Source organism: Prauserella oleivorans (assembly GCF_042685745.1).
Classification (GTDB): domain Bacteria; phylum Actinomycetota; class Actinomycetes; order Mycobacteriales; family Pseudonocardiaceae; genus Prauserella_A; species Prauserella_A oleivorans.
On sequence record NZ_JBHUNT010000001.1, the window covers coordinates 4,564,436 to 4,585,196 of the forward strand.

Below are 20,761 nucleotides of genomic sequence, written 5' to 3' on the forward strand. Positions count from 1 at the left end.
CGCGGGCGCGTCACCACCAGTGTCCCCCACTTTCCGGTCCGCCGTCCGCGCTCGGCCACGATCCCCTGCCGATGACGCATCCGCCGCGCGGAATCGGTCGCTCGCGTCGGTCGGCGGCGCCGGGCAGAGCTCCGTTAGGCTGCGGCGTGACGGGTCGGCGCGACGTGAGAACGGGAGGCGGCACGACGGTGAGGAGACTCCTGCCGGGACTCTTCGTGGTGCTCGTCCTGCTCGGCGCGTGCGGCAGCCCGGCACCCGCCGAGCCGCCCGCCGGGCCGGTGACGGCGACCGCGGAGATCATGCTCTACCCGTTCACGGAGACGGGTGAGCCCGCGCCCGGCATCACCGTGGTCGACGAAGCGGAAGCCACCTGCTCGGCCTCCACCCTCGACCTGGGCAACCCCGCGGCGCGCCGGTGCGTCACCACGGCCGGGCTGATCCTGCACGACCCCTGTTTCGTGCGGGCCGCTCCGGCACCCGACGTGGCGCTGTGCGTGCAGAACCCCGCCACCGGACAGGCCGTGCGCATGACCATCGCCCAGGACCTGGGCCCCCGGCCGCAACCGGAACTGGTGCACGCGCCGTGGTTCCTCGAACTCGAGGACGGCCGGTGGTGCGTGCCCACGGCCGGGATCGGCCCCGAACTCGACGGCGAGAAGCCCAGCTTCGCCTGCGGCGGCCAGGACTTCCTCTACGGCGTCCCCGACAACCGCGCCCCGGTGTGGACGATCGCGCACCGCGACGACGGCGCCGAGACCACCCAGCCGGTGCGGATCCGCACCGCGTGGTACTGACGCCGCGCGCCAGTACCACGCGGCGGCCGGCTACAGCCCCAGCTCGCCGAGTCGCACGCTGATGCGCGGATCGGTCGACACGACCGGTGCCTCCGCCCGCACCCACGGATCCCCGCCGAAGTAGTGCTGGAAGATCTTCTCCGCCGTGCGGGTGGCCAGTGCCTGCGTCGTCAGCGTCGGGTTCGGCCCGCCGAGCGAGTTGGCCAGCGCGGAGTTGTCCGCGATGAACAGACCCTTCACCGCGCGGGTCTCGCCGTTGGCGTCGAGCACCGAGTCGTGCTCGGACTCCCCCATCCGCATCGACGACTGGACGTGCAGGATCAGCGGGGCCCAGTCGATCCGGTAGACCGACTTCGCACCCGCGCCCCGGAGCACCTCTGCCGCCTTGCGGGCCATGAACTCCCGGTTGCGCCGCGTGCGGGCGGAGCGCTGCCGGTGCCGGAACGTGACCTTGGGGATCGGGCCGTTCTCGTCCGCGGGCAAGGCCGACGGGACCACCCGGTTGTCCGGCTCCACATCGTCGTCGGTGATGACCAGGATCGACAGCGTGTGGTCGAGCCCGCCGGAGAGGAACTCCTTCATCTGCGGCCCCATCAGCCGGCCGGCGGGTCCGTCCCAGGGACCGGTCATGCCGCGCCCGTTGGTGTACTCCCCGCGGATGCCGCTGTCGGACAACGTCGTGGCGAAGGCGTTGAGCGCGGGCGGGACGCCGACGTTCTCCATGCCGCCGTAGGGCGGGAAGTCGAGCCGCGCCGACGAGCCGACACCCTTCGGGTTGCCGGTGTAGCGGTCGAAGGAGCCGATCACCCAGTCGAAGAAGTGGTCGGTGTAGCCGCGGCCGACCCAGCCGTTGGGGTTGGGCAGGCCGCTGTTGAACCACAACCGCGGGTTCTCCGTGCAGCCGCCCGCCATCACGACGACCCGGGCGTCCTCGCGGTGCACCTCGCCGGAGGCGTTGTCCCGCCACGTCACCCCGGTCGCCCGTAGCACTCCGGCTCGGGACTCCGTGTGCACGCGGGTGACGAAGGCGTCCGTGACGAGCTCGACCGGCCGGCCGCCCGGTGCCCACACCTCCGCCGTCAGCGCCATGGGAACGTAGCTGTTGTCCGTCGAGCGCTTGGCGTACTGGTTGCGCGGCGCGCCGACCGGCCGCATACAGCCCTGGAAGCAGTAGCCGCAGAACGTGCAGCCGGTGGCCTGCGGGTAGGCAAGCAGGTTGGTGTCGGTGGTGCGTCCGGCGTTGCCGCCCGGCTGCAGGATCGCGTTCTCCTGCGGGCGGTAGGAGGGCCCGTGCGTGGTCTTGGTCGTCTGCACCGGCAGGCCGAGCGTCTCGCAACCGCGGAAGAACGTCTCCTCCTTGGTTCCCATGGCCGCGGTCATGACCGGCGCCGTGGCCTCGACCCACTCGTAGTAGGGCACCAGTTCGGCGTAGGAGAACGGGAACCGGTGCTTGACGTCGTACTCGTTGCGGTCCGGCTTGTCGTAGTCGTTGAACACGCCCGGGAACGCGCGCGGATAGTTGCCGTAGAAGTGCTGCGTGGTGCCGCCGACACCGGAGAGCTGCCAGACGAACGAGTTCTGGCTCCACTCGCGGAACCAGGCGGGTTTGGAGCGGTCGGCCTGGCCCCACCGGAGGTACCCGGTGAGCGGGTTGTTGGCGTCGTTCTCGAAACTCGACCACTGCTCACGCGGCTTGTCGTGCCGTGGCCCGGCCTCGAGCATGAGGACGTCCAGGCCTTTCGCGGCGAGTTCCTTGGCGACGACAGGACCGCCGCCACCGGCACCGATGATGATGACGTCGCGCATCAGTCGTGCACCTCCGTGCGTCCCTGGTAGTAGCCGATGAACTCGTCCCAGCCCTCGACGGGCCCGTCCGGCTGGTAGCCGGTGAGCTGCCAGCCGACCGGCTGCCCGGTGAGCTGTCCGGTCTCCGGGTCGTACACGGCGTACTCGGTGTAGGAGCCGAAGGTGGCGAACTCGATGAGCGCGCCGCCGACGAACTTGAGCAGGCCCGAGACCGACGCCTTCAGCGGCTCCGGCAGGTGCACGTCGAGCAGCGCGACGAGGTCGGAGTCCGCGCCCTCGAGCAGCGCGAACGCGCGGGCCTTCTCGGCGTAGGTGAGCCGGGCGAACGGCGAGAGGAACGGACCGTTCACGGCAGCGGGATTGACCTGGGTGGCAAGCAGGTTCAGCAACGCCGCGATGGGCAGCGACAACGGCAGCGCGGCGTCGTTGCGCAGGAGGGCCGACAGCGCCTTGTCCAGCGTCGCCACCTCGGTGGGCAGCAGGTCGAGGCCGGGCAGCGAGACGCCGCTGTCGGCGAGGCCGGTGGCGAGTGCCGTGGCGACCGGCCTCGCCAGCTCGTCCGGGAAGGGGACGAAGTTGTCGAGCGCGTCGATGAGGAAGTCGGTGGTCCTGGCCTCCAGGGCACCGGGGGTGTCGCTCGGCGTGCCCTGCGCGGCCGAGTAGGGGTCCGGACCAGGCAGGGTGAACACCGACAGTCCGTTGAGGGTGTCGCGGGCGAGTTCGGCGAGGACGGGCCGGAGCAGGCCGACGAGCCCCGACAGGGGATCGCCCGGGGCGGCGGCCGCGGCAGGCGGGGCGAGTACGTCGCGGGTCAGCAGCCCGCCCGCACCCACGGCGCCGAGCAGCCCCAGCCGGGCCAGGAACGCCCGCCTGCCCAGGGTGACGGTGGAGTTCGACATTGAACCTCCGCACGTGGTGGGAGCCTTTTCGACTATGGCCTCTCGTGTTTAGCAGCCGAACGGCGTAATCGCATTGGTCTGTTTGCCCAACATGGACGGTTCAGCGCTGTGCCGGCGTCCCAGTGCGGTCGGCGTCGTAGGCGAGCAGAGCCAGCGACAACGCCAGCCCGGCCTTGTAGTCGTACAGCGAGCGGCCGAGCAGGCTTTCCAGCCGTCGCAAGCGGTTCAACACGGTGTTGCGGTGGCAGTACAGCCTCGTGGCGGTGGCCGCGGCGGACCGGTTGGTCTCGAGCCACGCCGCCAGGGTCGGCAGCAGCACGTCGCGTTCGGCCTCGGGCAGCCGCAGCAGCGGGCCGAGCACGCCGTCGAGCAGGCGGCCCGCCAGTTCCGGCGACCGGGCGACGAGCGCCTCCGGGAGCCGCTCGTCGAGTACGGCGAATCCGCTGCCGCCTGCGGGGAGAGTCCGCAGCGCCAGCAGGGCGAGATCGTGCCCGGTGCCGACCTCGGAGAGACCGGGCACGGCGGGGCTCACGCCCACCCGCGCGCGAGCGCCCGCCCGCAGCACGTCCAGCACGGCCCGCAGCGGGCGGTGCTCCAGCGCGACCAGCCCGACCGTGGTCTGGTCCCTCGGCTGCCACACCGAGCGGACGCCGTAGCCGGCGAGGACGTCCTGCGGCATGGCGAGTCCGGGCGTTCCGTCGGCGGCGAGTTCGGCGACGAACACCACGTAGTCGCCGTCGGCGGGTACCCCGAGCTCATCGGCGGCCTGCCGGGCGAACCCCGTCTCGCGGCCGCGGCCCCGCAGGAGGTCGCCGACGAGCGCGTGCCTGCGGTGGTCGTCGAGCCGGTGCAGCTGGAGCTCGGTCGTGCGGTACGCCTCGGCGACGTGTGAGGAGGCGTCGTCGACGACGGTCCACACGGCGGTGGCGACGTCGAGCAGCAGGTCCCGGTCGAGGGAGTCGTCCTCCTTGGCCGCGCGGACCACACCGCGCCACAGCAGCCTGCCGCCGAGGCGGAACGACCGGAGCACCGAGTCCAGCGGCACCCGCTGCTCGGCGCGGCGGGACCCGGTGGTCCTGGCGGCGTCGTACGGGTCGTCGCCGCGCGGCACCGTGTCCCCGAGGATCTGCAGTACCCGCTCGATGTTGTCCCGGCACGAGCGCCGGAGGTCGGCGAGCGAGACCAGCGCGGCCTCGTGGTAGCCGGGGTTCTCGGCGAGGATGTCGGCCACGAGCTCGTCGGCGAGCGGGTCCAGTCGCGTGATGAGGACACGCGCCAGGTCCTCGGCGAGATCGGCCAACCCTGTCTCCTCGTCCACGTCCCGTCGGACTCCCGACGATAAGCCACCGGCCTCGCCCGGCCGAGCCGGTGGGAATAGTGAGCATGGCTACGCACTTGACGTGTGGGGACAACTCACCTCGGCAGGAGACGACGTGACTGCACAGACCGGCACCGGCCGCAACGCGACGCACCCGGCCGCGGGCTCGCCCAGCGGGTTACGGCGCCTGCGGTTCGCGGTGATCCTCGGCGGGCTCACCGCGTTCGGCCCGCTGTCCATCGACATGTACCTGCCCGCGCTGCCCGCGATGACCGACGATCTCGGCGCCGGCAACGCGCTGGTGCAGGTGACTCTCGCCGCGTTCGTGGTCGGGCTCGGCGTTGGCCAGCTCGTGGCGAGCCCGCTCTCCGACGCGTTCGGCAGGCGCCGGCCGCTGCTCGTCGGCGTGACGATCTACACCCTGGCCAGCGTGCTGTGCGCGGTGAGCCCGACGATCGAGATGCTCATTGCGGCCAGGACGGTGCAGGCGCTCGGCGCGGCCACCGGGGTCGTGATCGCCCGCGCGGCCGTGCGGGACCTCTTCTCCGGGGTCGCGATGGCACGGTTCTTCTCGGCGCTGATGCTCGTCTCCGGGCTCGCCCCGATCCTCGCGCCCGTGATCGGCGGGCAGCTGCTCACCCTCACCTCCTGGCGGGGCATCTTCCTCACGCTGACCGTGCTCGGCGGCCTGGTGCTGCTCGTCACGGCGGCCGCCCTGCCGGAGACCCTGCCCGCCGCGTCACGCCGCCCGGCACGGGCGGGGCACATCGTGCGCACCTATGGCGAGCTGCTGCGCCACCGCTTCTTCCTCGGCTGCGCCCTCACGGTCGGCCTCGGCTTCGCCATGATGTTCACCTACATCTCGGGCTCGTCGTTCGTGTTCCAGGACGTCTACGGCCTCAGCCCGCAGGGCTACAGCCTCGTGTTCGGCGCGGGTGCCGTCTGCCTGGTGCTGGCGACGCAGGTCAACGCGCGGATCGTCGGCCGGTTCTCCCAGCGCGGCCTGCTGCTGACGGCCCTGATCGCCTCCGCCGCCGGCGCCGTCGTAGCCACCGCGGCCACCGCGCTCGGACTGGGTCTGGCGGCCGTGCTGCCCGCGCTCTACGTCGCGCTCGCCGGGTACGGCATGGTGATGCCGAACGCCACCGCGCTCGCTCTCTCCGATCACCCCGACAAGGCCGGCTCGGCGTCGGCGCTGCTCGGGGTGTTGCAGTTCGCGATCGGCGGGGCCGCCTCTCCGGTGGTGGGCCTGTTCGGGGAGAGCTCGGCGGTGCCGATGGCGGCGATGATGGCCACCTTCGCGCTGCTCGCGCTGGTGAGCTTCATGACGGTCGCCCGGCGGGGCAGGCTCGCGGCCGGCTGAGCGGCTGCGCGCCCGAACGCACACTAGACCATGTGTGTGACCACCTGCGATTGCCGCAAACCGGTCGGCGACGTGTCGGATAGGGTGACCGCCGAGTTACCGAAAGCAGTGGGCGAACCGTTACCGACGCGCGGGCCGGCGCTGCCGGGCGGGGGGTGTACAGAAGGTGGCTGAACCAGCCAAGCCGGGCGGATGGCTCAGCGACGTGACGTTCTGGATCGATGGAACGGCATCGACGGCGGGAGCAGCCGGTAGCGGCTTCAGCTTGAGCCGGGAAGAGGCTGAAGTCGCGCTGCGGGAGAATCTATGACGACCTGCTCGCGATACGCGCCCGCGCCGAGGACCTATCGCAGATCCGCCAACCGGCAGACGATCCCGTGACGGTCAAGCACAACAGTGTCCTCCGCACAACGTTCCAAGCGGGCTCCGTCAGCGTCGACGCCGAAGTGCACTATGTCGGCGAACTTGTGACGCGCCTGGAAAAAGCCCTGGGCTACTACCAAGAGAGCGACGAGCAAGCCGAGGCCGACATGGGCGCCGCCGGCGACGCGCCGGCTGACAGCAAGGGATACGGAGAGGGATGAAGCGCGTGTGTGGTGCGCTGGCCATTGCCGGCGCATTCCTGGTGTCCGGTTGTTCGGAATCGTCGCCCGGTGAGGCAGCGCCGACACCGCAGACCGCAACAACGCAGCCGCCGACCAGCGCAGCGAGGCAGGTCGCGCTGCCGCACTCTGGGGCACCGTCCGTTTCGAATCCACTGCCGGAGTCAGTGTTGGCAGGCGATCCGTGCAACGCACTCACCCGTGCCCAGGTCGAAGACGCGTTGGGCTCTGACGCGCCCGCCGGAGAGCCGGGTACCGGCGCAACGGGGCGGAGCTGCCGGTGGCAAGACACGGAGAGCGGCGCGGGTTTCACCGTGTTTTACGGCAACGTTGTTCGCCAGGGATTGAGTTCGTACTACCAGAACACGCAGCCGCAAGCGTCGAGGTGGGAGCCGCTGTCCCCGATCGAGGGGCATCCGGCAGTGGCATTCCAGATGGCGACCGATGACCTTACGTGTCAAGTAGTGGTCGGGCTTTCCGACAAGCTCACGGCGGCCGTGAACTTCGCCGTCGGCCGGTCGGCCGTCGGAAAAGTCGATCCATGCGAAGCCGCGCGCCTCACAGCGCAGGCCATGCTGACGAACTTCGTACAGAGCGCCGGCAACTGACACCTATCTCGTCCGCGCGGCTGCGCAACCCCGCCCGCGACGTCCTGCCTCGTCAGGCGAGCGAGGCCAGGTCGGCGCCGCGCAGTTGCGCGGCCGAGACGGTCACCTGCCCGTCGACGAGCGCCTGCAGCGCCTCGCCGTAGTCCCATTCGTTGACGTTCATCGCCGCCCGCACGCGCCCGTCCCGCAGCCAGAACGCGACGAACACGCGACCGGCCAGGTCACCACGCACGACGAGCTCGTCGACGGCCGGGTCGGCGAGGCCGCGGTACTCACACCCGAGGTCGTACTGGTCGCTTAATGACCGAAATTGGGCGTAGTGTGCTCATGTGACCATTGATGTGACGAGAGAGGCGCCGACAGACGTCATCGCCGGCGCCTACCTGCGCGTTTCTCAAGACCCGTCCCGCGGCGGGCGCTCGATCGGCGGCCAGTGGTCGGACGCGCAGCGCGTGGCTCGCGGCCTCGGCTGGTCGCTTGAGTACCGCTACGAGGACACGGGCTCCGCCTCGATCTTCGGCCGCCGGCGCGGGGTCGAGCGCGGTGACTGGACGGCACTCCTCGAGGACGTCCGCAGGGGTCGCATCGGTGGCGTCATCCTCGCCGAGCTGAGTCGGGGCACGCGCGATCTCGGCGTCTATGCGGAGCTCGCCGAAGCGGCCAGCGAGAAGGGCGTCCTGATCGCCGCAGGCGGTCGGGTCTTCGACCTCCGCGACTCCTCGGATTTCATGATGGCCGCGATCGAGATCGTGTTCGCCGACGGTGAGGCCCGCCGTATATCAAAGCGGGTCCAGCGTGGCGTGCGTGCGTCCGTCCTCGAGGGGCGACCGCCGCAGGGTCGTACACCCTTCGGCTACACGCGACCGCCGCGCCCCGTCGGCGAGCGGGTGAAGCAGGAGCCTCACCCGCGACACCGCCACGTGTGGAACGCGACCGCGCGCTACGTACTCCTCGGCGGCTCGATCGCGAACGCCGCGCGCTACTGGCAGCGTGTCGCGCCCGTCCGCGACAACGGCCGACCAGCCCGCTGGAATGCCAGCCAAGTGCGGAAGGCCCTTCTTAATCCGGCGGTCCTCGGCCTCCGCGTCTACAACGGCGAGGTTCAGGGTCCCGGTACGTGGCCGCCGATCACGACGCCCGACCTCTATTACCGCGTCTACGACCTCCTCACGTCGCCCGGTCGCCGCGCCGTCGAGTCGGCGGAGCCGACGACGCTCCTCTCAGGTACGGCCCGATGCGGTACGTGTGGCGTCGGCCTGTACCGGAGGAACGACGGGGGCCGCGCCTACTACCGATGCCAGGCCGGTCACGCCATGCGTCAGATGGAGTGGCTCGACGGCCTCGCGAGCGACCTCGCGGTCCTCTGCCTGGCCGCCACGATCCGGGACGCGGTCGAGGGCACCCTCGGCGACGAGGAGCGCGTCGCCGACGCCGATCTCGAAGCGGCACACGCGGCCGTCGAGGAGGCCCGGACGGCACTGAAAGAGCTCCTCGAGGCTCTCCCGTCCATGCGGCTGAAGCCCGCGGACGCGGCGGCGATGGTCGCCGGCTACCGCGCGGCCGTCGAGTCGGCCGAGAAGCACGTCGGCGAGCTCGCCAGCCAACAGCGCCGATCGCACGACGTGACGACGGCCCGTCTCCGTCGCGCTGTGTCGGCCTTCGGGGACGTGTCCGCGTTCGTCGGCGCGTCCATGACGTCGACCTTCGAGGAGGTCGCCTCGGAGCTGTGGGACGCCGCGGATCTCCGCACGCGGCGCAAGTGGTGTCGCGAAGTGCTCCTCGTCGAGACGGTCAAGGCCACGCGGCCGAAGAGCCTCGACGGCATCCGGCTCGAACCTCGACAGGGTTGGGAGTGGCTCGGCGACTTCCAGCCCTGGTGGCGGCAGTCGGACTGGCCTACCCCGGCGTGATGGCCTCTGACCTGCGCAGATTCCGCCGAGCTGAACAGGGTGAACAGCTAGTGCGGTTATCCCCTAAGAGACCGGAGAGGGTCGAAGTGCCTCTTTTAGGGTGGAATCGCCCTAGCTGTTCACCCTGTTCAGGTTTTCGACGTTTTCGCAGGTCGCGGAGCACTTCGGGGTGTCGGCGGCGGGGCGTCGTGGCCACTCGGCGAGCGCGACTGACCGTCGGAACGCTCCTCGAGGTGGTCGGGCGGGCTCCGGGTGCGGCGATATGCGCTCCGCGTCGATGGCCCCTTGTGCCACGGGGCGGCCCGCTCACGGGCGATCAGCCCTGGCGCGGGCAGAGACACCTGATACCGCGTGTCGGGCGTTCTCAGGGACAATCTCCACGTAGGTACACCCGCTGCTGCGTGTGGCGACACCTCCGCCTCCCAAACGCAGAAACGCCCCGCTCGAGGACCGGGAGCAGGGCCTCGAACGGGGCTGATGTGTGGGCTACGGGGAAAGGCGAACCTCGCGGTCATCGTGAGTGCGTGACCAGTGTCCGCGGGCCTCGATCACGCCCTCCCGGGTCATCCTCGCAATGACCTTGCCGACCACGGTGTCCGAGAGCGTCCACGCGGCCAAGTAGCCAGCGGCAAGCGCTTCGCCGCGGTGTCGCCAGGCACCATCGGCGAGGAGCTCGAGCACGGCGCGGCGGACGGCGGATTCCTCGGGGTTCACGTCAAGGCCTCTCGATCGTTGCGGGCGGCGTTCGTCTCGAAGGTGTCGAGCCAGTCGGCCTCGCGGCGCAGCGCGGCGGCGCTGGCGTCGGCCAGGCCGTCGAAGCGGTCTGCGAGCGCCCGGAGTTCGTCGGGGTCCCCAGGCGCGACCGGGCGACGCGGCTCCGGCCACACGCGAACGAGGCCGGGTGTCGGCGGCTCCGGCCACGGCATCGCGAGGAACACGTCGTCGAAGTCGACGTCGTCGACGTCCATTCAGCGACGTCCCGTTCCGGAGCGGCGGCGCTGGCGTGACGTGGCCCGGACGGCGTCTCGCCGCCAGCGGGTGTCGATGGTGGCGAGGTGAGCCTCTACGACGGCCTCGAGCTCGTCGCGGTAGAAGTACCTCACGCCCGCGATGTTGCCGACGGGGTGCACGGACCCGGCGCGCTCGGCTGCCGCGATGAGCGCCTCGACGGGCACGACATGGCCGCGGCGGGTCGACGGGATGTCGGCGACGGTTGCGAGTTCACGGGTTGACAAGCGCGTTCCTCTCAGTGTTTCGGTGAGGCTGGACTACACGAGGCCGAGGCGGCGGAGCTCGGCAACGTGCGGCGTCCGGGTACCGGGAATGAAGACCTCGGCGTCCGCGGCGAAGCCACGGGCGGCGGCCTGCCGGCGATTCCCCGGTGAGCCGTGCTGTGGTCCGGCGAGCCGGTCGCGGGCCGGCGGCGTCCAGCCGCGGGCAACCATGTACGCGACGAACTCGGCCTTCGGTGCGGTCCAGATCGGGGCGTCGGGGTCGCGAAGCTCGGCGGGCACGGGGACGCCGTTGATGTGTTCGCCCGTCGGGGCGCGACTAGCGCGGCGGGCGGCCCTCCGCGCGCTCATTCGGCGATCCGCCAGCCGAGCGCGTGCATCGCCTTCGGTGTCAGGCCGAGCGACTCGGCCGCGTAGCGTGCTTCTTGAGCCTGCCAGGCGCTCGCGGAGCCGTCGAAAATCGCCGTTTCGTACGCGATGAGCGCCGCTACCGTGCCGCGCGCGGAGTCGTCCCACTGCGTCGCCTGCGGCGACTTCCACAGCTCGCGCCAGCGTGCCCGCTCGTCGCGCGACCACTTGCGCCCGGGCGGCATCCGCGGAATCGGCAGGTCGCAGCCTTCGGCGGGCAACAACTTGATGTCACGACCGCCAGCGCCGCGGCGGCCGTTGTAGCGGCTGTGCGGCGCCGCGGGGTCACGCTTCGCGGGCATCGCGGTACCTCCGTTGAGGTTCATTGGTTGACCGATCCCCCGTAGGCCTCCCCGGCGGTCGCGGCCGGCGGGCGGGTAGGGGTGTACCCCCGGGGGTCACGGACAGTGACGGCGGCGAAGGCCGGCCGGTCCTCCTGCGCTGCGCTCCCGTCTCCGGCTCGACAGGCCTCGAGGTGGGCGGCGCGAGCGAGAGGAGCGACTCAAGGTCGCAGCCGTCGAAGCCTTGAGGACACTTCCGCCTTCGTCGGCGTCGGAGTCGCGGCCGGACTCGACGGTGTGAACGACGACGGCGACACGGACGCGGGCAGCGAGCGGGCCGGGCCGGGTGTGCGCCTCGACGCGGTCCGGCGTCGCAACGGAGTCGCGTCGTGTTCGCTTCGTTCGATGTGCTCGAAGGCCACGGCGGCGCGCTGGCCGGCGGCGCACGCTGGCGCGGGGCGTCGCGGTCGAGGTGAGGTCACGGTCGAGCGGAGACGAACCGCGGCCCGCCCTGGCCAGCGAGGCGAGGACGGGCCGCGGGGGCGGGTCAGCCGGCCGCCGGGGCGGCACCCTGGAACACGACCACGGCCTCCGGCCGGAGCACGGCGTGCCCGGAGACGTGCAGGCCGCGGACGACGTCGGCGAAGGCGTTGTGCGCCCGCACGGCCTCCGTCTCGTTGATCTGGCTGACGAACGCGGCGGCCGAGGAGTGCAGGCCGATCGCGGCCTGGCGACCGGGGGACAGGATCGCGGTCTCGACCACGGTGAAGCCGGCGAGCTGGCCGATGGTCGCCTGCCGGAGTCCGGCCGCGTCGCCGGCCGCGTCGACGCTCGTCAGCTTCGAGTCGGCGCCGAGCAGCATCCGCGAGAACTCCGGGTTCACGATCAGGAACCGCTCGCCGAGCGGCGCCTTCGCCTGCGACAGCGCCTGCCGGAGGTCCATTACGACGTCGAAGGCGGCGTCGCCGTCGGCCGCGTCGGTGCCCGAGCCGTCGAGCGCGGTGCCGCCAGTCAGCAGCATCTCGGCGAGGCGGGTCTCGTACTTCTCAACGAGCGCGCCGGAAGCGGCCCGCATCACGGGTTCGAAGGAACCGGCGGCCTGCGCGCGGTCGACGTCGTCGATCTTGACGGCGAAGGCGTCCTCGTGATCGACCGGGACGTCGACCGTGGTCACGGTCGCCTCCTCGGCGTTGATCGTGCGGCCCGCGGCGGCGTAATCGACGACAGACGGGGTCGCCGCGAAGGGCACGCGGACGACGTTGCCGCGGACGGCCTCGCCCTCAAACTCACGCGTCAGGGTCGAAGCGATGACCTCGCGCTCCTGAAACGCGGTTTGAAGAAAGGCGGACCAAATCTGCGGGATGAAAGCGGTTACTGCCATGTCGAGCAATCTCCTTACGTGTCAACGAAATCGGGAGGGACCGGTGAGCAATGTGGACGGACGCGTTGCGCGCCGCTCCCCGTCCGTTGCGGACACGAGGTATGCCGGTCATGGGGGTGGGGTGGGTGCCGACCGCGGGGGCGCGCACGCATTGCGCGAGCGCGTCCGGGCGGAGGCGCGCGAGGGCCGAGCTAGTGCTCGGCCGTGGCCGCCGCGACGAGCGCGGCGAGGTGGTCGTCGAGCACACGCTCGACGAGCTCGGCGCCCTCGAGGTGCGCGACGCCCTCGACCTCGGCCGCCTTCGCAAGGTCGGCCGTCGAGGAAAGCAGGGCAACCGCCCACGACAGGACTGCCGTGAACGTCTCGTACGGCGACGACTCCGGGTCGTCATGATCGCTGGCCATCACGGCGAAGTACCGCTCGGCGTCGTTCGCGAGCACGGCGTCGAGCAGGCCGCGAGCACGGATCAGGGCTGTTGGCGACGGGGCAGGAAGCATGGGGCGGCTCCTCGGCGGGACGGTCGGCGGGACGGGGTTTAATCGCGCGAGTCCCGAGCCGTCCCACACGGGACCCGCGCGAAGTTGCCCCTCGAGCGCTCAACCGCCCGGCGGGAGCGGCTCGAGGGTCGAGCGCGACGTCTGCGCACGCCGCGCCCATCGCGGACCCGGCGGAGAGGAAGACGCCGGAGTCCACGAAGATTCGGAGGTTCGGCGGGGCGGAGCACCCATCGAAGCCCCGGCCGGCGGAGACCGGAACCTCGATGGGTGGCTCAACCGCCCGCAGCGGTTCACGCCCGAAGGCGCGCTCGACCGCGTCGGTGAACCGACCCGACGCGGGAGTCATCGCGCGACGCGCGCGGGAGTCGGTGGCCGCCGTCCGATCGCGGGAAGCCATCCGCAGACGGCGGCCGGGCGCCCGGGTGCCCAAGCCCGGGCTAGGCGTCAGATGGGCGCACGCCGCCGTGGACAGGGAAACCGTCGACGCCGTGATCGAGCCGGGCTAGGTGGCCCGGCGGTGCCGCTCGAGCTCGGCCTCGAGCTCGGCCACGCGGAGGCGTAGCGCCTCGAGCTCGGCGGCGTCCCGGGCGCGTCGGCGCGCGTGGGCGCGGGTCGAGGCGGCGTTGCGGCACTTGCGGCACACGCGGGCGCCGTTCGGCCGGCGGTAGACGTTGGTCGGCGACAGCGGGTGCCCACAGGTGGGGAAAACAGTCTCGTACACGTCGCCTCCCGGCGATGTTTGTGACAGGGACATCGACCCCTTATCCAGGTAGTAAGACGTCCTGTAACCGTCGCGTGCGTGTTCCGCCTGGTGGCCAGAAAAGCCGTGGCGGAGATCACGCCCAACGCGCACGCGCAAGGACCGCGCGTGCCTCGTCGCCCTCGACGGCGGTCTCCCAGAGCTGGTCGGCGATGCGGCCGTAGAGTGCGACGTCGTCGGCGATCGTGGTCGACGCGTCCTGATGGAGCGTCTCGACGAGGACGTAGTCGTCGAGGATGCAGAACCCATGCAGGAACGGGACGGGGAGCGGGACGTCTAGCGGGATGATGCGCAACCGCACCGCGGGAAGGCCGTCGAGCGCGCGGAGCCGGTCGAGCTGAGCGGCCATGATCGCGCGGTCGCCGACGGGCTGACGTAGAGCGAACTCGGTCGTCAGCAGCTCGATTGCCTTGCTCGAGTCATAGAGCACGCTCTGTCGTTGGAGCCGAGCGCGGACGGCCTCGTCGGTGTCGGGTGGAGTCCGGCGGATGCGGGCCAGCGAGGCGAACAGGGCGCGCGCGTAGTCGGCGGTCTGGACGAGGCCGGGGACGAGCGCAAGGTCAACGCTCCGGATTCGGTGCGCGCGGTGCTCGAGTGCGCTCATGTCTTCCTGAAGCGCGCGGTGTCCGGCGGCTGCCTGGCGGGACCAGCGCGCGGCCTCAGCGCGGATCGAGCGGAGCTCGTCGCGGAGGCGCTCGGCGTCCGCGGGCGGCGCGTCGGTCGCGGCGCACCACGTGATGAGGTCGTCGTCGGAGACTGCTTGCTTGCCCGTGAGGATGCGGGAGACCTTGCTCGGCTGCCAGCCCGCCGCCGCGGCGAGTCGACGGCCGGACATGCCGGCGCGGCGCATGAGGACGGCGAGCTCGTCGGCGAGCGCAAGGCGACGTTGGTCGAGGTCGGTCACCGGGTGACGTACTCCTGATGTGGGATCGCGTGCGGCCAGATCGAATCACGCCACGCGCGGTGTCGGTCGACTACCTCGACGTCGCGGCACACGCGCACGCCACCGAGGAGGCCCTCGTCGGTGAAGACCAGCACGGCGACGCACGCGTCGTCGATGAGGTAGTAGTCGTAGCGCGGCATGTCAAGCGCACGGGCCGTCGCCTCCGTCACCCACCGAATGTCCTCGCCGGCTTGCTCGACGTTCATATACGTCATGTCGAGCTGGCAACGCAGGTACTCCGTCGGCGGGTCAGTCACCATGCGCGCGCGCTGAAACGGGATGCCGCGGGCGCGGAGCCCTCGCACATAGTCGATCCACCCACGGTCCGCCTCGGGGTCCCGGCCGAGCCCGGCCCGCCAACGGCGCATGAGCTCGCCGTCGATCGCCGAGTAGTCGCCCTGCGCCTCCCACCGCCACGAGGACACCGCGACGGCGTCGAGCAACTCCGGCAACTTCTCGGGACCGTGCTCGGCCCAACTCACCCGCGCGCCTCCGGGAAGTACTGCACCAGCGCAGCGGGGATTTCCACCACGGTCTCGTGATCGGGCAGACCGCGGGCGCGCAAGGCCTCGAGGGCTTCCGGGTCGGTCACCTTCTCGCCTTGTACGACGTAGGTCCCACGGTCGGTGACGTAGACGTTCGGGCACGAGCCCTTGTCGGAGGTCGTGCCGAGGAAAGTCAGCTTCAAGGTTCCTTCTCCTGCCGTCGGTCGAGCCGTAACGGTCGCATCGTGTCGGCAATCCTCGCAACGGCCTACCGGCATTCGTGTGACGTTCACACGCACCGTCCTACCGCCGTTCGAGTGAACAAACCTAGTGTTGCTTGAACGTTGCGATAGTTGCTCGGATGATGAGTGTCACAGTCGACCGAGGGGAAGCGGGCATGTATTGGCTAGTCCTCCCGGACGGGACGTGGCTCCTCGTGGGGGCCGATGGGTGGCCGATCGAGGACGAGGAGTGATCGCCCGGGACCGCGAGCTCCTCGTCCGGCTGAGCCAGACGAACCGTCGCCTCGGCGAGGCGGTCGTCGAATTGATGTCGAGGCAGGACGGGGGCGAGCTGCCAGCCGAGGGGCTCCGGGCGCTCGCCGACGTGCTCGGCGGTCTTTCGGCAGACCTGTACGCCCGCGCGAGCGAGCTCGATGGGCACGTCCTCGCAAGTCCTCAGCACCTCGTTATCAACCCGGATCAACCGCACGACTAGCTAGCGCTCCGTTACGCGCGGAGCAACGCGAGAGACCCCCGGCGATCGGCCGGGGGTCTCTCCTATTTGGGGTGAGGCGCTCGACTACCGCAAGCAGCCGAGGGCAGACGGCCACGGACGGGGCGAGCTGCCCCGCGGGACACGGGTCGGCCGGCCGAACGGGACCTCGACCGTCGCAACGGTCGGCGCGAGCACGGCAGCCGCCTTCATGTCCGCCTCGGCGCGGGCGCGAATCGCGCGGGCGCGGGCGAGGATGCGGACCGCGGCGGCGGCGTGAAGGCCGAGGCGCACCGCGGCGAGCTCGACCGGCTCGACGGAGTCGACGCGGGCGAGGACGGCCGCCTCGGTGGGGGTGAGGGTGGTGCGTGCGCTGAGCATGGAGCCTCCATCTGCCGTAAATGAGACATTCTGAGGCAATCGTACGCCATTAGCCGTGAACGACGGAAGCGAGACTTCTCGGTAGAAACGGAGGCGTTCAAACGCGAGGGTGGACACGTGACCTCATCCGACCGCCTCGTACCGACCGCCGACGCCGCGAAGGCAATCGGCGTCGACCGGCGCACCCTCTCCCGCTGGGTTGTCGACGGTGTCGTCGAGCCCGACCTCGTCACGCCCGGCGGGCACTACCGCTGGAACATCGAACGCTTGAAGCGAGCGCTAGAGCGTCCGCGCCGCTAGCTAACGCGGTCACCCGAGGCTGTTCAGGTCCTCGCCCTTCAAGGCGTCCTCATTGAGCGTCGCTTGCGCGTCGACTATCCGATCGAGCGCCTCGCCGTAGTCCCACACGTTCACGTTCATGGCCGCTCGGACGCGGCCGTTGCGGAGCCAGAACGCGACGAACTCGAGGGCGTCGAGGTCGCCGCGGACGACGAGCTTGTCCGCGACCGGATCGGCGAGGCCCCGGTACTCGCATCCGATCGCCCTATCACCGTCATATTGGTCGGTGAAGAAGTACGGGGAGCGCAGGAACGGTTCGTCGGCCCCGAGCAGGTTCCCGGCGACGTGGGCTCCCTGATCCTTCGCGTTGGCCCAGTGCTCGACGCGCACCCGGTGGCCGTAGCGCGGATGGAAGTGCGACGCGATGTCGCCGACGGCGTAGATGTCCGGCACCGAGGTGCGCAGCATGGCGTCCACGACGATCCCGCCGTCGTCGGCCGGGTCCAGGCTCGCGGTATGGGCCAGGTCCACGCGCGGTTCGACCCCGACGGCGACCACCACGACGTCGGCGGGCAACTCGGTACCGTCCTCGAGCCGGACGGCGCGCACCCGGTCGGTGCCGGTGATCTCGGCGACGCGCGTGCCGAGCCGCCACCGCACACCGTGCTCGGTGTGCAGGTCACGGAACACCGCCGCGACCTCGTCGCCGAGCACGCCCTGCAACGGCAGGCGCACCAGATCGACGACGGTCACGTCGGCGCCGTGCTTGCGCGCGGCGGCGGCCACCTCGGTGCCGATCCAGCCCGCGCCGACGATCACCACCCGCTCGGCGTCGCGCAGCGCCGTCCGCAGAGCGAGCGCGTCATCAAGCGTCCGCAGGGTGTGCACGCCCGGCAGCTTTCCGCCCGGCACGTGCAGTTGCCGGGGCCGGGACCCGGTCGCGAGCAGCAGCCGGTCGTAGCGGTGGGATCCGGCGTGATCGTCGTGCACCCTCCGCGCTCCGGGTTCGAGGCGGGTGACGGTGCGGCCGCCGTACAGCTGGATGTCGTGGTCGGCGTAGAACCCCGCGTCGCGGACCCAGGCCGGTTCGTCCCGGTCGCCCAGCAGCAGGGCCTTCGACAGCGCGGGCAGCTCGTAGGGCGGATGCCGGTCGGAGCCGAGCATGACGACCTCGCCCGCGTATCCCCGCTCCCGCAGAGTGGCCGCCGCGGTGGCTCCCGCCAGACCGGCACCGACGATCACGATCCGTTGTGGTTCGGGCATGGCCCCTCCCAGCGAAGGCCTGTGACCTGCATCTCGACGGTACACGCACGAGGGCGCCCGCGAACCCCGTCATGTCGGGCCTGTCCGCGCGTCCCACCACCGCGCACGGAGCTACACGGAGCGACGAGAGGTGGTCGGCGTGACGGTGCGAGACGAGTGGGCGGTGCCCTGCCGGGATCTGGCGGGCCGGAAGCGGCGGCTGACGGTGTTCGCCGGTGAGGAGCACGTGGTGGTCGTCGCACCGCCGGGTGAGGCGGCGGTCCTCTCGCCGCTGGACGTCGGCAGGTTGCGCGCGGCGCTGCGCGACGCGGTGGTGCATCTCGCCCGCCCTCGCGACGCGGACGAGGTGGGCTGACCACGTTCCTGCCCTAGGCTCACGGCATGGATCAGCAGACCTGGGATGCCGTCGACCAGTACCTGAGCAGTCACCTCGTCGCGCCGGACGAGGCGCTCGACGCGACCCTGCGGGCCAGTGACGCGGCGGGCCTGCCCGCCATCGCCGTGACGCCCAACCAGGGCAAGCTGCTGTACCTGCTGGCGCGCATGGCGCGCGCCCGCGCGATCCTGGAAATCGGCACGCTCGGCGGGTACAGCACCATCTGGCTCGGCCGGGCGCTGCCGTCGAACGGAAAGCTCATCAGCCTCGAGGCGGACGCCGGGCACGCCGCGGTCGCGAAGGAGAACGTCGCGGGCGCCGGGCTGGCGGACATCGTCGACATCCGGGTCGGCCGTGCGCTCGACATCCTGCCGCAGTTGCGCACCGACGCGCCGTTCGACCTCGTGTTCGTCGACGCCGACAAGCAGAGCAACCCGGACTACTTCACGTGGGCGCTGGAGCTCAGCAGGCCGGGCACGGTGATCGTGGTGGACAACGTCGTACGCGGTGGCGCGATCGCCGAACGCGACAGCAACGACCCGTCGGTGCGCGGCACCCAGTACATGTTCGACCTCATGGCGGCGGAACCACGCGTGGAGGCCACCGCGCTGCAGACCGTGGGCGGCAAGGGCTACGACGGTCTCGCCATCGCGCTCGTCACCGGCTGATCCGCTTCACACCCGGCGATGCCGCTCGACCGGACCGCCCTCAGGCGCCGCGGTGCCCGGCGACACCGGCCAGGAAGGGCTGGGCGAGGCGACGCCGGGCGTCGCCTCGCCGCACCGGGACCGCCTACGACCGGCCTGCGTACAGCGGGTGCTTCCCGGCGAGCAGCTCGACGCGCGAGCGCAGCTCCCGCTCGGTGGCCTCGTCGAAGTCCGGCTGCAGAGCCCGGGCGATGATGTCGGCGACCTCCGTGAAGTCCTCCGCGCCGAACCCACGCGTGGCCAGTGCGGGCGTCCCGATACGCAGCCCCGAGGTGACCATCGGCGGCCTGGGGTCGAACGGCACGGCGTTGCGGTTGACGGTGATGCCCACCGAGTGCAGCCGATCCTCCGCCTGCTTTCCGTCCAAACTGGAGTTGACGAGGTCGACGAGCACGAGGTGGACGTCCGTTCCGCCCGTCAGCACCCGCACGCCGGCGTCGGCACAGTCCTGTTCGGACAACCGATCGGCGAGAATCCTCGCACCCTCCAGCACCCGCTGCTGCCGCTCGCGGAACTCCTCGCTCGCGGCGATCTTCAGCGCCACCGCCTTGCCGGCGATGACGTGCTCGAGCGGACCGCCCTGCTGGCCCGGGAACACCGCCGAGTTGACCTTCTTCGCGTACTCCTCCCGGCACAGCACGATGCCGCCGCGCGGGCCGCCGAGCGTCTTGTGGGTCGTGGTGGTGACGATGTCGGCGTACGGCACCGGGTTGGGGTGCAGCCCGGCCGCCACCAGTCCGGCGAAGTGTGCCATGTCCACCATCAGCTTCGCCTCAACCGCATCGGCGATCCGGCGGAACTCGGCGAAGTCGAGCTGGCGCGGGTAGGCCGACCAGCCGGCGATGATGAGCTTCGGCTTGTGCTCGACTGCCAGCCGCTCCACCTCGGCCATGTCGATCCGGCCGGTGTCCGCGTCCACGTGGTAGGCCACGACGTTGTAGAGCTTGCCGGAGAAGTTGAGCTTCATGCCGTGCGTCAGGTGGCCGCCGTGGGCGAGGTCGAGCCCGAGGATCGTGTCGCCGGGCTGCAGCAGCGAGACCATCGCGGCGGCGTTGGCCTGCGCACCGGAGTGCGGCTGGACGTTGGCATGGTCGGCGCCGAAAAGCGACTTGGCCCGCTCGATCGCGAGGTTCTCGATGACGTCGACGTGCTCGCAGCCACCGTAGTAGCGCTTGCCGGGATAGCCCTCGGCATACTTGTTCGTCAGCACCGAGCCCTGCGCCTCGAGGACGGCGGCGGGCGCGAAGTTCTCGGAGGCGATCATCTCCAGCGTCGCCTGCTGGCGGTGCAGCTCGGCTCCGACGGCGGCCGCGACATCCGGGTCCACAGTAGACAGATCGGCATCGAACGAACTCATGTCAGCCCTCCTGGGTCAGCGCGGCGTAGGCGGTGGCGTCCAGCAGTTCGGGCAGGCTGTCCACGCGCACCCGGAACAGCCAGCCCGCCTCGTACGGGTCGGAGTTGACGATCTCAGGACTGTCGACAACGGACTGATTGATCTCGGTGATCTCGCCGTCGACCGGGGAGTAGATCTCGCTCACCGACTTGGTGGACTCGATCTCCCCGCACGGGGTGCCCGCGCGCACCGTGGAACCGGCCTCCGGCAGCTCGACGAACACGACGTCGCCGAGCGACTCGGCCGCGAATGCGGTGATGCCGACGGTCACGGTGTCGCCATCGCCCTCGGCGATCCGAACCCACTCGTGTTCCTTGGTGTAGCGCAGGTCGTGGGGAACGCTCATGTGTGAAAGCCT

28 protein-coding genes and 1 pseudogene are annotated in these 20,761 nt (G+C 70.9%); 10 read left to right on the forward strand and 19 right to left on the reverse strand.

Annotated features, from left to right (window positions below; genetic code table 11):
• Nucleotides 1–188 precede the first annotated feature (188 nt).
• Nucleotides 189–794 carry a hypothetical protein gene (locus ACFSZT_RS22355; RefSeq protein ID WP_377386490.1) on the forward strand — a complete coding sequence of 202 codons (606 nt, stop codon included), beginning with the start codon at nucleotides 189–191 and terminating at the stop codon, nucleotides 792–794.
• Nucleotides 795–824: 30 nt separating this feature from the next.
• Here the strand turns inward: ACFSZT_RS22355 and ACFSZT_RS22360 are convergent, their stop codons facing one another.
• From ACFSZT_RS22360 to ACFSZT_RS22370, 3 genes are all read right to left on the reverse strand, one after another.
• A complete protein-coding gene (locus tag ACFSZT_RS22360; RefSeq protein ID WP_377386493.1) occupies nucleotides 825–2,600 on the reverse strand; it encodes a GMC family oxidoreductase N-terminal domain-containing protein in 1,776 nt (591 codons plus the stop codon).
• Entirely contained in the window at nucleotides 2,600–3,499 is a 900-nt protein-coding gene (locus ACFSZT_RS22365; RefSeq protein WP_377386496.1) for a hypothetical protein, read from the reverse strand. Before ACFSZT_RS22365 ends, ACFSZT_RS22360 begins: the two co-directional genes overlap by 1 nt.
• A 100-nt stretch (nucleotides 3,500–3,599) precedes the next feature.
• Nucleotides 3,600–4,817, reverse strand: coding sequence for a PucR family transcriptional regulator (locus ACFSZT_RS22370; RefSeq protein ID WP_377386499.1), 1,218 nt, complete (start codon nucleotides 4,815–4,817; stop codon nucleotides 3,600–3,602).
• 115 nt (nucleotides 4,818–4,932) lie between these two features.
• On the opposite strand from ACFSZT_RS22370, the gene ACFSZT_RS22375 reads away from it, so the two are divergent.
• The 4 genes from ACFSZT_RS22375 to ACFSZT_RS22390 all read left to right on the forward strand — a co-directional run bounded on the left by ACFSZT_RS22375 (nucleotide 4,933) and on the right by ACFSZT_RS22390 (nucleotide 7,390).
• Nucleotides 4,933–6,180, forward strand: a complete 1,248-nt coding sequence (locus ACFSZT_RS22375) for a multidrug effflux MFS transporter (RefSeq protein ID WP_377386502.1) — start codon at nucleotides 4,933–4,935, stop codon at nucleotides 6,178–6,180.
• Nucleotides 6,181–6,346: 166 nt separating this feature from the next.
• Complete coding sequence (locus ACFSZT_RS22380) at nucleotides 6,347–6,490, forward strand: hypothetical protein (RefSeq protein ID WP_377478333.1); 144 nt, start codon at nucleotides 6,347–6,349, stop codon at nucleotides 6,488–6,490.
• A gap of 67 nt (nucleotides 6,491–6,557) precedes the next feature.
• Nucleotides 6,558–6,764 carry a hypothetical protein gene (locus ACFSZT_RS22385; protein WP_377386505.1) on the forward strand — a complete coding sequence of 69 codons (207 nt, stop codon included), beginning with the start codon at nucleotides 6,558–6,560 and terminating at the stop codon, nucleotides 6,762–6,764.
• Nucleotides 6,761–7,390: a DUF3558 domain-containing protein gene (locus ACFSZT_RS22390; protein WP_377386508.1), complete on the forward strand. Its 630-nt coding sequence runs from the start codon at nucleotides 6,761–6,763 to the stop codon at nucleotides 7,388–7,390. The genes ACFSZT_RS22385 and ACFSZT_RS22390 overlap by 4 nt, the downstream gene beginning before the upstream one ends.
• A gap of 52 nt (nucleotides 7,391–7,442) precedes the next feature.
• Here the strand turns inward: ACFSZT_RS22390 and ACFSZT_RS22395 are convergent.
• Nucleotides 7,443–7,688, reverse strand: a pseudogene (locus tag ACFSZT_RS22395) (oxidoreductase C-terminal domain-containing protein); the annotation flags it as partial.
• A gap of 31 nt (nucleotides 7,689–7,719) precedes the next feature.
• Between ACFSZT_RS22395 and ACFSZT_RS22400 the strand changes: the two are divergent.
• Nucleotides 7,720–9,300, forward strand: coding sequence for a recombinase family protein (locus ACFSZT_RS22400; protein ID WP_377386511.1), 1,581 nt, complete (start codon nucleotides 7,720–7,722; stop codon nucleotides 9,298–9,300).
• A gap of 486 nt (nucleotides 9,301–9,786) precedes the next feature.
• Here ACFSZT_RS22400 and ACFSZT_RS22405 read toward each other — a convergent pair whose 3' ends face one another.
• The 11 genes from ACFSZT_RS22405 to ACFSZT_RS22455 form a co-directional block, all read right to left on the reverse strand.
• Nucleotides 9,787–10,014, reverse strand: coding sequence for a hypothetical protein (locus ACFSZT_RS22405; protein WP_377386514.1), 228 nt, complete (start codon nucleotides 10,012–10,014; stop codon nucleotides 9,787–9,789).
• A complete protein-coding gene (locus ACFSZT_RS22410; RefSeq protein ID WP_377386517.1) occupies nucleotides 10,011–10,268 on the reverse strand; it encodes a hypothetical protein in 258 nt (85 codons plus the stop codon). The genes ACFSZT_RS22405 and ACFSZT_RS22410 overlap by 4 nt, the downstream gene beginning before the upstream one ends.
• A complete protein-coding gene (locus ACFSZT_RS22415) occupies nucleotides 10,269–10,535 on the reverse strand; it encodes a hypothetical protein (protein WP_377386520.1) in 267 nt (88 codons plus the stop codon).
• A 33-nt stretch (nucleotides 10,536–10,568) separates the two neighbouring features.
• The gene (locus ACFSZT_RS22420) at nucleotides 10,569–10,883 is read right to left on the reverse strand and encodes a hypothetical protein (RefSeq protein ID WP_377386523.1); all 315 of its coding nucleotides are present in this window, start codon (nucleotides 10,881–10,883) and stop codon (nucleotides 10,569–10,571) included.
• On the reverse strand, nucleotides 10,880–11,242 hold the full coding sequence (locus tag ACFSZT_RS22425; RefSeq protein ID WP_377386525.1) for a hypothetical protein: 363 nt from the start codon (nucleotides 11,240–11,242) through the stop codon (nucleotides 10,880–10,882). The genes ACFSZT_RS22420 and ACFSZT_RS22425 overlap by 4 nt, the downstream gene beginning before the upstream one ends.
• 526 nt (nucleotides 11,243–11,768) lie before the next feature.
• Nucleotides 11,769–12,602 (reverse strand): P22 phage major capsid protein family protein, encoded by an 834-nt coding sequence (locus ACFSZT_RS22430; RefSeq protein ID WP_377386528.1) that lies wholly within the window; start codon nucleotides 12,600–12,602, stop codon nucleotides 11,769–11,771.
• Between the two features lie 191 nt (nucleotides 12,603–12,793).
• Nucleotides 12,794–13,099, reverse strand: a complete 306-nt coding sequence (locus ACFSZT_RS22435) for a hypothetical protein (RefSeq protein WP_377386531.1) — start codon at nucleotides 13,097–13,099, stop codon at nucleotides 12,794–12,796.
• A gap of 502 nt (nucleotides 13,100–13,601) precedes the next feature.
• Nucleotides 13,602–13,820 carry a hypothetical protein gene (locus tag ACFSZT_RS22440; protein WP_377386534.1) on the reverse strand — a complete coding sequence of 73 codons (219 nt, stop codon included), beginning with the start codon at nucleotides 13,818–13,820 and terminating at the stop codon, nucleotides 13,602–13,604.
• A 115-nt stretch (nucleotides 13,821–13,935) separates the two neighbouring features.
• Nucleotides 13,936–14,763, reverse strand: a complete 828-nt coding sequence (locus tag ACFSZT_RS22445) for a helix-turn-helix domain-containing protein (protein WP_377386536.1) — start codon at nucleotides 14,761–14,763, stop codon at nucleotides 13,936–13,938.
• Nucleotides 14,760–15,284: a DUF6879 family protein gene (locus ACFSZT_RS22450; protein ID WP_377386539.1), complete on the reverse strand. Its 525-nt coding sequence runs from the start codon at nucleotides 15,282–15,284 to the stop codon at nucleotides 14,760–14,762. Before ACFSZT_RS22450 ends, ACFSZT_RS22445 begins: the two co-directional genes overlap by 4 nt.
• Nucleotides 15,281–15,490, reverse strand: coding sequence for a hypothetical protein (locus ACFSZT_RS22455; protein ID WP_377386542.1), 210 nt, complete (start codon nucleotides 15,488–15,490; stop codon nucleotides 15,281–15,283). Before ACFSZT_RS22455 ends, ACFSZT_RS22450 begins: the two co-directional genes overlap by 4 nt.
• Before the next feature lie 268 nt (nucleotides 15,491–15,758).
• Between ACFSZT_RS22455 and ACFSZT_RS22460 the strand changes: the two genes are divergently transcribed.
• Entirely contained in the window at nucleotides 15,759–16,004 is a 246-nt protein-coding gene (locus ACFSZT_RS22460; protein ID WP_377386545.1) for a hypothetical protein, read from the forward strand.
• 84 nt (nucleotides 16,005–16,088) lie between these two features.
• Here the strand turns inward: ACFSZT_RS22460 and ACFSZT_RS22465 are convergent, their stop codons facing one another.
• Nucleotides 16,089–16,382: a hypothetical protein gene (locus tag ACFSZT_RS22465; protein ID WP_377386548.1), complete on the reverse strand. Its 294-nt coding sequence runs from the start codon at nucleotides 16,380–16,382 to the stop codon at nucleotides 16,089–16,091.
• Between the two features lie 117 nt (nucleotides 16,383–16,499).
• Here ACFSZT_RS22465 and ACFSZT_RS22470 point away from each other — a divergent pair, with 117 nt between their 5' ends.
• Nucleotides 16,500–16,682, forward strand: coding sequence for a MerR family transcriptional regulator (locus ACFSZT_RS22470; protein ID WP_377386551.1), 183 nt, complete (start codon nucleotides 16,500–16,502; stop codon nucleotides 16,680–16,682).
• A gap of 9 nt (nucleotides 16,683–16,691) precedes the next feature.
• Here ACFSZT_RS22470 and ACFSZT_RS22475 read toward each other — a convergent pair whose 3' ends face one another.
• Nucleotides 16,692–17,924 carry an NAD(P)/FAD-dependent oxidoreductase gene (locus ACFSZT_RS22475; protein ID WP_377386554.1) on the reverse strand — a complete coding sequence of 411 codons (1,233 nt, stop codon included), beginning with the start codon at nucleotides 17,922–17,924 and terminating at the stop codon, nucleotides 16,692–16,694.
• A 139-nt stretch (nucleotides 17,925–18,063) separates the two neighbouring features.
• Between ACFSZT_RS22475 and ACFSZT_RS22480 the strand changes: the two genes are divergently transcribed.
• A complete protein-coding gene (locus ACFSZT_RS22480; protein WP_377386557.1) occupies nucleotides 18,064–18,279 on the forward strand; it encodes a hypothetical protein in 216 nt (71 codons plus the stop codon).
• Between the two features lie 26 nt (nucleotides 18,280–18,305).
• The gene (locus ACFSZT_RS22485; RefSeq protein WP_377386560.1) at nucleotides 18,306–18,968 is read left to right on the forward strand and encodes an O-methyltransferase; all 663 of its coding nucleotides are present in this window, start codon (nucleotides 18,306–18,308) and stop codon (nucleotides 18,966–18,968) included.
• Between the two features lie 124 nt (nucleotides 18,969–19,092).
• On the opposite strand, the gene glyA is transcribed toward ACFSZT_RS22485, so the two are convergent.
• Complete coding sequence (gene glyA, locus ACFSZT_RS22490; protein ID WP_377386563.1) at nucleotides 19,093–20,364, reverse strand: serine hydroxymethyltransferase; 1,272 nt, start codon at nucleotides 20,362–20,364, stop codon at nucleotides 19,093–19,095.
• Between the two features lies 1 nt (nucleotide 20,365).
• Nucleotides 20,366–20,749: a glycine cleavage system protein GcvH gene (gcvH, locus tag ACFSZT_RS22495; protein ID WP_377386566.1), complete on the reverse strand. Its 384-nt coding sequence runs from the start codon at nucleotides 20,747–20,749 to the stop codon at nucleotides 20,366–20,368.
• Nucleotides 20,750–20,761 lie beyond the last annotated feature (12 nt).